This is a genomic window from Arcicella aquatica, from assembly GCF_034928825.1.
Taxonomy (GTDB): Bacteria; Bacteroidota; Bacteroidia; order Cytophagales; family Spirosomataceae; genus Arcicella; species Arcicella aquatica.
In genome coordinates this window covers 1-15,150 of sequence record NZ_JAYFUL010000063.1, presented here as the reverse complement: position 1 = coordinate 15,150, position 15,150 = coordinate 1, and the positions used below count along the sequence as shown (strand labels likewise).

Sequence of the window (15,150 nt, the reverse complement as noted above, 5' to 3'; positions counted from 1 at the left end):
CCAATTTATACGAAATGAGCAAAAGCCTACCAAAACGTAGCGAAAATTATTCTGAGTGGTATAACGAACTCGTGAAAAGGGCTGATTTAGCCGAAAACTCTGCCGTCCGTGGTTGCATGGTAATCAAACCTTATGGTTATTCTATCTGGGAAAAAATGCAACGTGCTTTAGATGATATGTTTAAAGAGACTGGCCATACAAATGCTTATTTCCCCTTGTTTGTTCCAAAAAGTTTGTTTGAGGCTGAAGAGAAAAATGCAGAAGGATTTGCCAAAGAATGTGCTGTTGTAACGCATTACCGTTTGAAAAATAATCCTGATAAGCCAGGAAAATTAATGGTTGACCCTGAAGCTAAACTTGAGGAAGAACTCATCGTTCGCCCTACTAGTGAGGCGATTATCTGGAGTACTTATAAAAACTGGATTCAGTCATACCGTGATTTACCTTTACTGATTAACCAGTGGGCAAACGTAGTTCGTTGGGAAATGCGTACACGCTTGTTTCTCCGCACGGCTGAGTTCCTGTGGCAAGAAGGGCACACTGCTCATGCTACGAAGGAAGAAGCAATAGCCGAAACAGAGCAAATGCTACACGTTTATGCCACTTTTGCCGAAGAATTTATGGCTGTGCCAGTAATCCGTGGTAAAAAGTCTGCTAACGAGCGTTTTGCAGGAGCAGAAGATACATATTGTATAGAAGCCATGATGCAAGATGGCAAAGCTTTACAGGCAGGTACATCACACTTTTTAGGACAAAACTTTGCCAAAGCCTTTGATGTAAAGTTTGTGTCTAAAGAAAACAAACAAGATTATGTTTGGGGTACATCGTGGGGCGTTTCTACTCGTTTGATGGGTGCTTTGATTATGGCCCATTCAGATGATGAAGGGTTGATACTTCCTCCAAAATTAGCACCTATTCAAGTAGTAATTGTACCTATTTTTAAAGGTGAAGAACAATTGAATTTAATTTCAGAAACGATTTTACCAATTGTAGCGGAATTAAAGAAAAAGGGGATTTCTGTTAAGTTTGACCATTCTGATAAACAGTCACCTGGCTTTAAGTTTGCTGAATATGAACTAAAAGGAGTTCCTGTAAGGCTTGCGATTGGTGCAAGAGATTTAGCTAACGGTACTGTGGAGGTAGCTCGTAGAGATACAAAAGAGAAAAAGACCTATGCTATTGCTGACATTGTAGAAACGGTAAGTAGTTTGCTAGAAGATATTCAAGTAAACATCTATCAAAGAGCATTAGCTTTCAGGGCTGAAAATACCCATAAGGTTGATACGTGGGATGAATTTACTAAAATTTTAGAAGAAAACCCTGGGTTTATTGCAGCACACTGGGATGGTACTTCTGAGACAGAAGAGAAAATTAAAGAACTAACCAAAGCTACTATTCGCTGTATTCCTTTGGATGCTGTGGAAGAAGTAGGTAAATGTATTCTGACGGGTAATCCTTCGACTAAAAGAGTAATTTTTGCTAAATCTTACTAACATCCGTTAGTATTTAAAATAACAAGCCCTCAGTTTTATGTAAACTGAGGGCTTTTTTCTTAGACGGACTGTTTTTGTTTCGTATAGTAGTTGTATGAACTAAATGTTTGTCTTTAATGGGGTGTAAAGCTCTGTGTTCTTAGGTGCTTCCTAAGCTTTTCTTGATTCATTGTAAGCCTTTGATGTGAAATTGTTCTCAACATTCTTACCTTAATTCTTACTTTTAAAGCCATGGTTTCAGACTTGAGAGTATTTCTACCTCTCAAAAGTTCCTCAGTAATATTAACCGCAAGGATCTCAACTGCTTCGATATCTAAAGTGGTTATAGTGCTTAACATAGACAGTAATCATTAATTAGGTAAAGATGTATCTGCTCAACATATTAATCAAAAGGCATCGAAAAAAATTATGGGTTGGGTATGGTATGTTAGTAATACATTAGTTCACTTATCATTTATGGTTAGCTAGTTCTCTTTATATTAGATACGACAAGAAGACAAAAGAAGTAATAGTTAACATTTGGTAAATATACGTTTGCAAATATTGAGGGAACAAGTGTCAATGTGTTAACATTTGGGTTCTATTTTAGTAGTATTTTAGAAAAAAGAACCAATTTTCGACTTTTTGGAGGAGATTTGAGAGTTTTTAAGCACTTTTCAAGGATTTTATGAGCACATGAAAAAGTATAGCACTGCTAGAGAAAGAACAAATTTTGTTGCTGAGAGTTATGATGATGATTATCTTTCTCATTAAACTCCGAAGATTTAAGGTTAGTTTTTAATTTCTTCCATATATTCAATAGGTGTTTTTCCTGTGTGTAATCTAAACACTCTATAAAAATTACTCTTCGTAGAAAAGCCCGCTTCGTGATATAATTGATCAATTGTGTACTTTTTAAGAATACCATTTTTTAATAATTGGATAGCATAGTTTACCCTCCACTCATTTTTATAATCTGTGAATTTCTTTAAAAGATGATAATTAAAGTAATAACTAAGATGGTGTATAGGGATGTTTAAAGTTTCTGATAATTCTATAATGGTAAAGTTGTCATTTAGGTAAGGTTTATCTTGTAAAAAATATGTTTCAATAATAGCATTAATTTCAGCTAACCGAGCGTCATCTAACTTAAAGTTGGGCTTGTTGGGTTTCTCTATTTTAACTTCTGCTAGTGTGTCTTCAATAAAAAACTCTTCGCCCTCATCTGAAATTCCGTATAAAATTTTGGGGAAAAAGAATATTGAAACATTTAGTAAAAAATAAATGAAAATTGCATAATCCATCAAGTCATTAATGAATAGCCCAGTGTCTAATGAAATATCAAAATCATACCTAACTAAAAGTGATAATGTTGAAAGGGTAATTGTTAATACAATACTGAGTATTGAAAACACCCATAGCCACTGAAGGGTTGTGGTGAAAATAGCTTTTTGAAGCGAATGACCCTTAACATATCTATAAAGCAGATGTATTTGTGCAAGGCATATTGCAAAATTGAAAATGGGTCTTAAAACAAAGTAGAATTGGAAGTTAAATAAAAAAGTCGGTGCATGTAAGAATATATTATTGATATCATGGGTGATTAACTTTGCTATTTTAAGCTTATCCTCCATCGGAGCAATAATGAATGGGAAGGTATCAATTAAACTTAAAAGGGCAGGTAAGATTATCAGAAAATCCCATTTATTAAATCTTACTTTTTTTAAAAGCATAAATTTCACGTACCAATAACCAAATGGACGAACGAGGAATGATAATGGAATAATAATGCCATATAATAAAGCAACAAAAAAATCATCCTTATTCTTTAAAGTACTTAAATAGTACAAGGCAAAAATGCCCATTGAAAGGAAATGAAGGGATAAAAAGATATTTGCTTTGTTTTTATTTTTTAAATAGGGGAAGCTGAATACTCCCACAATTATGCCGATAACGTACACAATTCTGACAATTTCAGATTTAAAATATTCTAGCATAATGCATTTGTTAACTTAATATCGAATATATCAACTAAAAAAAGAAGAAATAGGTCTTAAGTATATTAAAATATTGCAATATAAAACAATTTTATTCTAATAAATAGCTTGTATTGATGGGTATGTTAGCAGTTGGCAGCATAAAATAAATACTCTTGGATAAATATTTATAATTACTTTGTAGGAATAGAAGAAATTTAGGCATTAATTTCTTCCAGAAATTCAATAGGTGTTTTACCAGTATGTAAACGAAATACACGATAGAAATTGCTTTTTGTAGAAAAGCCTGCTTCATGGTATAGTTGCTCGATCGTATATTTTTTCAAAATTCCTTCTTTCAATAGCTGAATGGCATAGTTTATTCTACATTCATTCTTGAAGTCTGAGAATTTTTTTAAAAGATGATAATTAAAGTAATAACTAAGGTGGTGTATGGGAATATCTAAAGATTCCGAAAGCTTATTAATCGTAAAGCTGTCATCTAGATAAGGTTTTTCTTGAATAAAATATTCTTGAATCATTGTCTCTATTTCTGATAACCTCGCTTCTTCTAATTTAAACGATGGTTTTATATGATCTTCTACTTTATTATTTACAATGATTTGTGGTCTAAATGTAAAAGAAGTATTGGTTTCAGGTTCTGCCAATAAGCCATAGAGCATTCTAGGAAATAAGAATACTGAAATATTTAAACACAAGAAAAGGACATTAGAAATATTCATAAATACGATCGCTCCATCATAATTCAGTTTAATCTGATGGTCGAGCGTATTGAGAACTAGAGAAACTACAGATAATGTAATGGTTAAGGTAGCACCAATCAATGAAAAAGTCCAAAGCCAATTATGGGTAGTGGGATAATCAGTTTTTGTCTGTGGGTTATCTCTAAAATATTTATAAAGCATCACCAACTCTGCAAAAGAAACGGCTAAACTAAAGATAGGTCTAAATGCAAAATGAAATGTAGGAGTCGTAACGTACGTAATGGGGTGCCTGAACATATTATTTTGATCCTCTATTAGGAGATAAGCTAATCTAAGCTTGTTATCGAATGATGTCATTAAATAAGGCATTACATCAAACACATAAAGTACTGCTGGTAGTATTAAAATATAGTCCCATTTTTTAAATGTTATTTTCTTCGTGAGCATAGATCTAACATACAAATAAGAAACAGGCCTGAACAAATATACTAAAGGAACTGTAGTGCCATAGAGAAAAGCAACAATGCTAGGGTTTCCATTATTTAAAAGATTATAATGCAATAGTGCATAACTACCCGAAATAAGGAAATAGGATGATAAGAAAATATTAGCTTTATTTTTACTTTTTAGATAGGGAAAGGTTATTAATGCAATGATGATACCAATCGCAGAGAGGCTTTTGCATATTTCATTCATTAAGTAATCGAGACTATTCATATTAAATTATCAGAAATCCTGTTAGATTAAAAAGAATCCTTGCTGAAAATTAAAAGTAACAGAAATAAATTATGGCTTTCCCTAAGTAATATGCTAAATTATTGCAATTGGTAATATAATACAAAAAAAATTGTATTATTTAAACTTAAATATAAACACTTGAGTAAAAAACACTACTATAGATGACAAAATTTACTCTTTTATAAAGTATTTTACTTCTTTAATTCATTTTTATAGGTAATTCCATCCTTCATCACGAATTTCACTTTTTCCAGAATACTTACATTTTCTAAAGGGTTGCCTTCTACGGCAATGATATCTGCGAACTTACCTTTTGAGATAGAACCAATTTTATCTTTCCAATCTAGCAAATCTGCGGCATTGATAGTAGCTGATTGTATGGCTTGAAGGGGACTTAGCCCAAATTTGACCATATAAAAAAATTGTTTAGCATTCCACCCATGTGGATAAACGCCAGCATCCGACCCAAAAGCAATTTTCACACCTGCCTTGGCGGCTTTCTCAAAATTTTCACGTTGAAGTCTGCCTACCAGTCTTTCTTTTTCAATAATTTTTTGAGGATAACCCAGTTTACCATATTCACTCAAGATATAGTCATCATTATAAATATCAGCTACTAAATACGTACCGTGTTGTTTCATGAGCTCAATTCCCTCTTCGTCAATAAAACTGCCATGTTCAACCGATGCCACACCAGCTTTAATAGCCATTTTAATGGCTTGCGTGCCATGAGCATGCGCGCAGGTCTTGCGTCCCCAAATTTTTGCTTCATCTACGATAGCATTCATTTCCTCTTGCGTAAATTGAGGCGCTCCTACACTTTCTTCTTCTGATAAAACACCTGCACTGGCGCCGAATTTTATGACATCTGCTCCGTATTTAATATTATAGCGTACTTGTTTTCTTAATTCATCCACTCCATCGGCTACACCACTCATTTGTTTAGGAAACTGCCATGATAGAAAGGGCGAGAACCCATTCAAATCTCCATGACTACCCGTTGAACCAATAAATAATGTAGCTACTTTTAAGCGTGGCCCGACGATTTCGCCATTATTGATAGCATTTCTGACCGCAACATCAACAAAGGCAGCAGCACCAACATCTCTACAAGCTGTAAAACCCGCCTCTAATGTTCTTTTTGTAAAAATATGAGCCGTTACAGCATAGTCCATTGGTGTTTTTCTGAAAATATCTGCATAATAATCACCACTTGGTTGAGTAGTAATATGCGTATGACAGTCTATCAATCCTGGTAAAACAGTAGCATTGCTCAAATCAATGATTTCAGCATTTTTAGGAATCGTTAGGTTTGCGCCAATATTTACAATGATATTACTATCAATCAGGATAATTTGATTTTTTAGCACTTCTCCGGATACTACGTCAATCAATCTCCCTGCTTTTATCGCTTTAACTTTCGTTTGAGCAAGGGTAACATTAATCATTCCTAGAAGAAGAACAGTAAATATTTTTAGTTTCATGATGGGAAGATTTCTTAAGGATGGCAAGATAAAATATATATTTTGAATTACTATTCTGCCAAATTTAGTATTTGTTAAATTTTATCTGGAGTAGTTTACGAGTACTAGACAAAATGACTTTACAATTTTATTTATCTTTGGTGACTTATGTCCTTAAATAGTTTAATAAAAATTTATGAATATCAATTGCAAAGGTAACCTTATCGACTTAACTATCCCCAGAATAATGGGTATATTAAACATTACGCCTGATTCATTTTATGCTAATAGTCGGTATGATGACTTATCTAAAGTACTAATACAAGTTGAAAAGATGCTTTCAGCAGGAGCTACCTTTTTAGATATTGGTGGGCATTCTACTCGTCCAGGGGCTAGACCTGTTGGTGAAGAAGAGGAATTATCAAGAGTACTGCCTGTGGTGGAAATTATTATCAAGCATTTTCCAGAAGCATTGATTTCTATTGATACTTTTCGGGCTGGGGTAGCACTAAAATGTGTGGAAGCTGGTGCTATCATGGTGAATGATATAGCAGGAGGTTTATTGGATGATAAAATGTTTGAAACCGTCGCTAATTTAAATGTACCCTACATTTTGATGCACAGCAGAGGCACTCCAGAAACCATGCAACAAATGACTGATTATGATGATTTGGTGATGGATGTGCTGGATGATTTACAACAAAAAGTATTTCAATTACGCCAATTAGGGCAAAAAGATATTATTATAGACTTAGGCTTCGGTTTTGCTAAGACCATCAATCAAAACTATATTTTGTTGAATCATCTGAGAGACTTTGAAGTGATGGAATGTCCAATGCTTGTCGGAGTATCCAGAAAATCAATGATTTGGCGAACGTTGGATATATCGCCCAATGACGCATTGAATGCTACTACGGTATTGAATACTATCGCTTTGACGAAGGGAGCTAATATCCTCCGAGTGCATGATGTTAAAGAAGCAATAGAAGCCGTAAAATTGGTAGATATGCTGTCAATAGAAGAAAATTAACTACCGACATCCTAACGAATTATTATTAAGTAACTCGTTAGGACGTGGAGGGATAAACTAAGCTGTAACAAATAATTGAGCCAATAAGTAATCTGCAATCAATACAGCGATACAACTGTTTGTAACGGCTGCTGTACTGGCTTGACCAACTTCTAAAGCTCCACCACTTGTAAAATATCCTTTAAAAGCTGAAATCGAAACAATGAGGAAAGCAAAAACGACTGATTTAATCAAGGCAAAAGGAACATTGAATGCATTAAATTCAAATTGAATACCTTGAATATATTCCTGAGGTGAGATTGCCCCTGTTAACCAGCCAGCCAAATAACCACCATAGATGGAAAGGAAAGCGGCAAGTGTAACCAACATCGGGAAAACAATGATAGAAGCAACGACTTTGGGTAGTACCAAATATGACGTAGAATTAATTCCCATTACTTCTAAAGCATCAATCTGTTCGGTAATGCGCATAGTGCCTAATTCACCAGCGATATTTGAACCTACTTTTCCTGCCAATACGATACCCGTGATGGTTGGGGCAAATTCAAGAATGGTTGAATCACGAACAATTAAACTGATGATATAATGCGGAACAAAAGGGTTATCTAAATTGGCAGCGGTTTGTACACAAGTAACAGCTCCTAAAAAGAAAGAAACAATTGATACAATCAATAATGAGCCAATCCCAATCTGAACGGCTTCATCAACGGTTAGCCTTGTATATACTTTGAACTTTTCACGGTTCGAGAACAGTTTTCCTAAGAAAATAAAATATTTACCTATTATTGACATTCTTTCTGAGATTATTGAAGCATGAATACTTCTAGGATTAGAAAAGAATTTAAACCTTTTACAGATTAAACGACTTTAGATTAAGATATAATAGACAAAGATAATGAACAAAACGATAGTAGTAACAGGTGGCACAAAAGGTATTGGTAGAGCCATCGTTGAAAAATTTGCAAAAGAAGGCTTTTTAGTAATCACTTGTGCCAGAAGTACTGATGATGATTTACCCGATAATGTACTTTTTTTCCAAGCTGATTTATCAAAAAAAGCAGAAGTATTGGCTTTTGCTGATTTTGTAAAATCTTCTACCCCACACGTTGATGTGTTGGTAAATAATACTGGTTATTTTTTACCGGGACAAATTCACAATGAAGAAGAAGGAACTTTAGAGACCATGATTGAGACTAATCTCTACAGTGCTTATAACCTGACAAGGGCATTGGTCGGTGATATGATTACCCAAAAAGCTGGTTATATTTTCAATATTTGTTCGGTAGCCAGTATAGTTGCCTATACTAATGGAGGTTCATACTGTATTTCAAAATTTGCCATGCTGGGTATGAGTAAGGTTTTGAGAGAAGAACTAAAACCTTATGCCATCAGGGTAACGAGCATTCTTCCGGGGGCTACTTTTACCAACTCTTGGGCTGGTGTTGAATTGCCCACCGAAAGATTTATCGCTTCTGATGATATTGCAACAGTTATCTGGACGGCCTATAGCTTACCTTCCACAACTGTTTTAGAGGAAATTGTAATGCGTCCTCAATTGGGTGATTTATAAATTATGGTGCTGGCGTCATTTTTACAGTGGCGTCAACATTTGAAATACCTAATTGTGGGAAAGATGCTTTACTGCTAAAGTCGAAGTTTTTATCAGTAAGCTGAATGACGGTTAAAGTGCCTGAACTGATTCCAGCAATATTAACATCTGTAATTTCGATAGAAGTTTCGTTATTGGTGAATTTCCAAGTGCCATTGCTTGAGGTATTACCATTCGTATCAATGGCTGTAACCTTGCCATCGGTTTTGAAACTTAATCTTACTTTAGATAAGTCATAGCCATTATTAGCTTGGTCTCTTGTATAAACGACTACTAAGCCACCAGAAGCTGACGCCGATTGTACTTGCCAGATTGTACTTGTGATATTTTCTGTTTTGGTTTTGACAACTAAAGGGTCATCTTTTTTACAAGAAAAAGTTGTACAAAAAACAATTAAAGCCAATAAAGTAATTTTTAGATAAGACATTTGATATTTTTTTTGAATGCGTTTTTGATAAGTAACGCTGAAATGCTTCAAAAGATTTTAAATATGTATATAGACAAACGATTTTAGGCTACTTTATCACATAATCTTACGATTTTATCTAGAAAATAGGATACTTCTAAACCAAAATTGGTTTAACAACTTTTCCTGCAACATCTGTTAGTCTATAACGCCTTCCTTGGTGTTTAAAGACCATTTTCTCATGGTCTATTCCCATTAAATGTAGTAGGGTAGCTTGAAAGTCATGTACATGTACGGGGTCTCGAACGATGTTATAGCCAAACTCGTCTGTTTCGCCAAAAGTCATTCCTTTTTTTATACCCGCACCTGCCATCCAAATAGTAAAACATCTTGGGTGGTGGTCTCTTCCATAATTATCCACTGTTAGTTTTCCTTGTGAATAATTAGTTCTACCAAATTCCCCTCCCCACACTACTAAGGTATCTTCTAGCATTCCACGCTGTTTTAAATCTTTAATCAAGGCCGCCGAAGCTTGGTCAACATCTTTAGTAATTTTCTTGATATTTTCAGGCAAGCCTCCATGATGGTCCCACCCTTGATGATACAATTGAATGAATTTTACATCTTTTTCTGCCAACTTTCTAGCTAACAAACAGTTAGCCGCAAAAGTACCGGGTTTTCGTGCATCCTCGCCATACATTTGATAGATATAGTCTGGCTCTTTTGAAATATCCAAGGTTTCGGGTACAGACGTTTGCATTCTATAAGCCATTTCATACTGACTAATCCTTGAATTGATTTCAGCATCTTGTTCTTGCTTAAACTGCTCTTGATGCAATTTCCCTAGATAATCCAACATTCTTCTTCTTGAGGTTCTGTCCATGCCGTCAGGGTCGTTTAAATATAAAACAGGGTCTTTACCTGCCCTAAACATTACCCCTTGATGTTCAGAAGGTAAAAAGCCATTTCCCCATAATTTAGCATACAGCGGCTGGTCGTAATTATTTGAACGAGAAAGCAAGACACAGAAAGTAGGTAAATTTTTATTATCAGAACCTAAACCATAACTTACCCAAGAACCCATTGATGGGCGCCCAGCTTGTTGATTACCAGTCTGGAAGAAGGTCACGGCAGGGTCATGATTAATGGCCTCCGTGTGCATTGATTTGATAAACGTAAGCTCGTCTGCTATCTGATGATGATGAGGTAGTAAATCGCTCATCCAAGCACGAGAATGCCCATATTGAGCAAACTGGAATTTACCCATGGCCAAAGGAAAAGATTTCTGACTTGATGACATGCCTGTCAATCGTTGTCCTCCACGTACTGATGCAGGCAATTCTTGCCCAAACATTTGTTTAAGTTTGGGTTTATAATCAAAAAGCTCTAGTTGCGAAGGTGCCCCTGATTGAAATAAATAAATAACTCGCTTGGCTTTTGGAGCGAAATGAGGAGTGCCATTGCCAGCTAAAGCCTCTAAAGGATTAATGATAGAACCCAAAGCAGTAGCACCCAAGGCTAAACCAGATTTGAATAGAAACTCCCGACGACTCAATTGGCGTTCAACGTCTTGAATATGTTCTTTAACATTCATCTTTTTATTAAATGAGTTATAAATTAGTCAACAATTATCACAGAATATGTTCTACAGGTTAATGTTTGCTTTGATACTTTCAAGCAAGTAAATATATCAACAATAACGATAACGTGTATCCTTGTTAGAATGGTGAATAATTATCGTTTCAGGTATTTGTACAAGAAACTACTCACAATAAGTTTAATTACTTAGACGTAGATGTTAAAAATAAAGGCTAGCTTCGGCTTCTATGCGTAAATACACATTGAACCAAAGCTAGCCTTCATTGAAATACAAAAGAGTATTAATGTATTTTATAAGAAAGACCAAAAGATAAGTTTGTCCCTCGCTTGCCCACAATGCCAAGATTCAGGTTAGCAAAAACGCCTAAACTTTTGAAGATAAATAATCGTCCTCCTGCTTGTGCATAAAAGGCTGTTCCTGAAGCATCTAAAATTTTCCCATACAGACCTCCTACATAAGGGTCAAATTTACTTGGTTTATCGCTGTCTTCACCTGAAAAGTGATAGTTTAACCCTACGCCCAGAAAACCATTCTCATATTTATTCCCATCATTTGTATTACTACCATACCATGCTCTGGCCTCTAACCCAAAATTTCTGGCTAAGCCAAATTCTCCAGCCAATAATACGGGCATCACATTATCGTTATATACGACACCCCCTTCAATAATCAGTAACCCTCGGTAAAACACTGGTGGCTGAATTTCCTTTTGATGAATAACCTCTCCTGTAGTTGTGTTAACAGTCGGTTTTGCTCCTGTTACCACAGTATCGACCTCCACTACTACTGTTCTTTTAATAGTATCAGACTTCTGTGCATGCACTGACAACGATATTGATATTAATGAAATAATCAATAAGTGAGCTTTTAAGGCAAGTACCTTTTTCATAAGTTTTACTGTTTATAAATTTCCTATTTAACATTACATAAATTGTACCAAAATAAAATTATGCGATTTAGGGTAATTTTATTCCTATTTTGAGGTAATATAATTATTAATAATGGATTGATATTAGCTATCTCCCAAAACTTTTCCCCTACAAAACAAAAAAGGAATAGCTCATAAAAGCTGTTCCTTTAACCAAAAACCCTAACTGCTTAATTAGTATTATTATCTTATAAAAGATTTCTTCTTCAAAATGGTCGAACCAACTTCACATCTCAATGCTATCGACAAATTTATTGATTAAGTAAAAAGGCAAAGGGAGGATTCTCCCTATCCTTTATCGAATACCTAACCATTACTAAATTAATAATCTTTTGAAAGTAGTTAACACTAAGGTTTTAAGAAACAGGGAAATCCATACAATCTCCCTGTTTAACTATGCTATAACCACTTTTAACTTATTCATACTGGTCTAGAATTTCATATAAATATGGGAGCAGACTACCACTCCCCATTTATCACAATCTAACCACTATGAAAAAGACAAAATATCTTTGTTGACTAGTCTGAAAGATTTATTGAATTTTCTCTTGAACTTTATCAATTTGCTTATTCAAATCCTTCTTAAATTCTTTCCAGTCACGTTTCTTTTCACTTTTCAACTCTTCTAATGATTTATCTAACTCATCTAATGAGTTTTTCAAGTCATTTTTCTTTTTTTCTAATCTAACTTTCTCTTGTGCTGAAGCATGTTTGATGTCTTCGTCAGCTTGTTTAAGCTTGATATTGATTTGCTCTTTGCTATAATCAATCTTTGAAACCAAAGCATCTTTTTCAGATTCAATATTATTACTCACATCCTTAGCTTCGTCTTTCAACCCCTCAACAGTACTATCTGTTTTCTCTTCCACTAGCTCTTGAGCATCTTGAGCTTTATCGGCTATATCTTGTTTCTCATTCCTAGAACAAGAAAAAAATACCGAAACAATCATTAAAGCAATTACTGAATTTCTCATTGTATCTTGATTTTTTTTTGAACAAAAAAAATATACCAATCTAAAAAAAATTGAGCCTTCAAATAAAGTGTGTATAAAAAACCACAAATTAAGGTATTTCTGGGGAATTATGTAGAAAATACTACACAATATCAATTTTTTCTGAGAACATCTAGGTTCTATTGGTAAAACATCAGAAGATTTCAACATTTAATCTTTGTGTTATACTACAAAATACAAAAAACATATACCATCTCTTTTTATGGTAAATCTGAGGTCAATTTGTTGTAGAGGTGAGGTTAAATTGCTACAATGTGGGAGAATTTTGTCTCTTTGCATACCCATTTTATAAAAAAAACGAATACCTTAATGATATCCGTTTCTATTATATTGAAGCTGTTTAAACTTTCCCTTTCGGATTAAACTAAGTCTTTTAGCATAGCTTGTTCCAAAATTTACTCAACGTAGCGATGCTATGCTTCGCAAATTTTGAAAAAATCAATTCAAAAATACAATACTTTCACCTTAGAAACGGAAAGTTTAAACAGCTTCATTCCTAAAAAGTTTCTCGTTAATCTGCCTTCTTTTTTTTACCATTCACCAATGATCTTACATCTTCAGTGGTTTCGCTAATTGTCTCAACCAATTCAGGCACAAACTCTCTCATCTTCTTTTTCTTTTCTTCCAGAATCCGATTATGGTCAGGTTCTCCTAATAAAAACCCGAACGGCTTTAAATCTATGATGGAATCAAAGAGTACTTTCAAGATAGCCACGGTAGGCAGCGAAAGAGCCATACCTGCGATACCCCAGAGGGCCGAGCCAAGTAATAAAGCAATAATGGCTACTAAACCATTGATACTTATTTTAGACCCTACTACTTGTGGTGTAATAAAATTGCCTTCTAAAAACTGAACAAATATAAAAACCCCTGCTACTCCTACTGCATACATTGGCGAGTCTTTCGTAATCAATGCCATAATAATTGGCAAAATAGAACCTATCAGGATACCAATAAAGGGAATAACTAACAAGGCTGCTGCCAAAAAGCCAAAAAATATGGCATAGTCTATTCCTAAAGCCAATAATCCAATCGTATTTAAACTTCCTACAATAAAGGTAACCATAACAAGGCCTTTTAAATAACTATGCACTACTTCATAAATCTTTGTCAGAACAGTATCTATCGTATACTTACTCACATTTTTAAACACTTTATAGAAAAAGAGTTTGAAGAAATCGCGATAATACAACAAGAAGAACATATAAATCGGAATCAAAGACAGATTGCCAAGCATATTTCCTGTCATTGAAAGTGCAGATGTAAATACAACTCCTCCACTTGATAACATCCCCGTTGCGTATTGACGTAGTTTGGCATTCTGCATTTTTCGTCCCACATGAAAGTGTTGTTCTGTCCATCTTTGAAATTGCAAATACAAGTCTGTAAATCGCTTTTCTAATTGCGGAAACATTTCAGTAAAGCTAGCTATTTGTGTAGAAGCCAACCAGATAACTCCAACAGAAATCACCAGAAAGAGAATTAAGGCAATGGTTACGCCTGCTACCCTCCCCAATCCGATTTTTTCTAACCAGTTAGATATTGGGAATAAAGCCATTGCTAGAATAACTGCCACATAGAAAGGCACTAGAATATCTTGTAAAACCACTAGCCAATACACCAGTATGGTTACTGATATCAGTGAAAATGCAAATTTTAAAATGAAAGGAAATCGTTGAGCCATCGGAATAGGTTTTATTTAATTAAAGCCAATCTGGCTTATTTCAGGGTTTAATACTTTAAGTTATATCATTTTATTGCTCGCAAAAAAAAAGGATTGTAAAATAATACAATCCTTATATGCTTTTAACATATAATGGTTTTTGCTAACAACATTCTTCACATTTATAACTTATCAACATGTAAATTTATTAAAATACTGCAATATTCAGCATTCTGGCCTTAGTAGTTCTATTTACGTATTTATATTTTTCCATGGAAGTGCTCAATTTCCTAGAAGAAGCAAAAAGAAATTTCAATGCTAAAGAACATTAAAATAATTACATCTCTTTGTGAATAATTGATATGAGCACAGTAATTAAAGCAAATACTAAAAAAAGGTGGACTAATCCTACTCTACCCGATGAAAAATCAGAATTAATAAAAAAAGGCTGAAATTTGTAGTTCCTAAGCAACAAATACAGCCTTTTAATGAAAAATATCATCGGTATCAAAATTAAAGATTTATTC

The 15,150-nt window shown here is 34.3% G+C and carries 12 protein-coding genes; 3 read left to right on the top strand and 9 right to left on the bottom strand.

Going from position 1 to position 15,150, the window contains the following annotated elements; translation table 11 throughout:
- The first annotated feature begins 14 nt into the window (after positions 1 to 14).
- Positions 15 to 1,493: a proline--tRNA ligase gene (proS, locus tag VB264_RS22980; protein ID WP_323253417.1), complete on the top strand. Its 1,479-nt coding sequence runs from the start codon at positions 15 to 17 to the stop codon at positions 1,491 to 1,493.
- A gap of 770 nt (positions 1,494 to 2,263) precedes the next feature.
- On the opposite strand, the gene VB264_RS22975 is transcribed toward proS, so the two are convergent.
- The 3 genes from VB264_RS22975 to VB264_RS22965 form a co-directional block, all read right to left on the bottom strand.
- The gene (locus VB264_RS22975; protein ID WP_323253415.1) at positions 2,264 to 3,205 is read right to left on the bottom strand and encodes a helix-turn-helix domain-containing protein; all 942 of its coding nucleotides are present in this window, start codon (positions 3,203 to 3,205) and stop codon (positions 2,264 to 2,266) included.
- Positions 3,206 to 3,666: 461 nt separating this feature from the next.
- A complete protein-coding gene (locus tag VB264_RS22970) occupies positions 3,667 to 4,890 on the bottom strand; it encodes a helix-turn-helix domain-containing protein (protein WP_323253414.1) in 1,224 nt (407 codons plus the stop codon).
- Positions 4,891 to 5,102: 212 nt separating this feature from the next.
- Positions 5,103 to 6,395, bottom strand: a complete 1,293-nt coding sequence (locus VB264_RS22965) for a Xaa-Pro dipeptidase (protein ID WP_323253413.1) — start codon at positions 6,393 to 6,395, stop codon at positions 5,103 to 5,105.
- Between the two features lie 226 nt (positions 6,396 to 6,621).
- Between VB264_RS22965 and folP the strand changes: the two genes are divergently transcribed.
- The gene (gene folP, locus VB264_RS22960) at positions 6,622 to 7,404 is read left to right on the top strand and encodes a dihydropteroate synthase (RefSeq protein WP_323253412.1); all 783 of its coding nucleotides are present in this window, start codon (positions 6,622 to 6,624) and stop codon (positions 7,402 to 7,404) included.
- A 57-nt stretch (positions 7,405 to 7,461) separates the two neighbouring features.
- On the opposite strand, the gene VB264_RS22955 is transcribed toward folP, so the two are convergent.
- Positions 7,462 to 8,196 carry an MlaE family ABC transporter permease gene (locus VB264_RS22955; protein WP_323253410.1) on the bottom strand — a complete coding sequence of 245 codons (735 nt, stop codon included), beginning with the start codon at positions 8,194 to 8,196 and terminating at the stop codon, positions 7,462 to 7,464.
- Between the two features lie 103 nt (positions 8,197 to 8,299).
- Here VB264_RS22955 and VB264_RS22950 point away from each other — a divergent pair, with 103 nt between their 5' ends.
- Positions 8,300 to 8,974 (top strand): SDR family oxidoreductase, encoded by a 675-nt coding sequence (locus tag VB264_RS22950; RefSeq protein ID WP_323253408.1) that lies wholly within the window; start codon positions 8,300 to 8,302, stop codon positions 8,972 to 8,974.
- A gap of 1 nt (position 8,975) precedes the next feature.
- Here the strand turns inward: VB264_RS22950 and VB264_RS22945 are convergent, their stop codons facing one another.
- From VB264_RS22945 to VB264_RS22925, 5 genes are all read right to left on the bottom strand, one after another.
- On the bottom strand, positions 8,976 to 9,440 hold the full coding sequence (locus VB264_RS22945; RefSeq protein WP_323253406.1) for a hypothetical protein: 465 nt from the start codon (positions 9,438 to 9,440) through the stop codon (positions 8,976 to 8,978).
- Between the two features lie 136 nt (positions 9,441 to 9,576).
- Positions 9,577 to 11,013, bottom strand: coding sequence for a DUF1501 domain-containing protein (locus tag VB264_RS22940; RefSeq protein WP_323253404.1), 1,437 nt, complete (start codon positions 11,011 to 11,013; stop codon positions 9,577 to 9,579).
- Between the two features lie 286 nt (positions 11,014 to 11,299).
- Positions 11,300 to 11,908 (bottom strand): hypothetical protein, encoded by a 609-nt coding sequence (locus VB264_RS22935; RefSeq protein ID WP_323253402.1) that lies wholly within the window; start codon positions 11,906 to 11,908, stop codon positions 11,300 to 11,302.
- Between the two features lie 572 nt (positions 11,909 to 12,480).
- The gene (locus VB264_RS22930) at positions 12,481 to 12,921 is read right to left on the bottom strand and encodes a hypothetical protein (protein WP_323253400.1); all 441 of its coding nucleotides are present in this window, start codon (positions 12,919 to 12,921) and stop codon (positions 12,481 to 12,483) included.
- A 550-nt stretch (positions 12,922 to 13,471) separates the two neighbouring features.
- Positions 13,472 to 14,644 (bottom strand): AI-2E family transporter, encoded by a 1,173-nt coding sequence (locus VB264_RS22925; RefSeq protein ID WP_323253398.1) that lies wholly within the window; start codon positions 14,642 to 14,644, stop codon positions 13,472 to 13,474.
- Positions 14,645 to 15,150 lie beyond the last annotated feature (506 nt).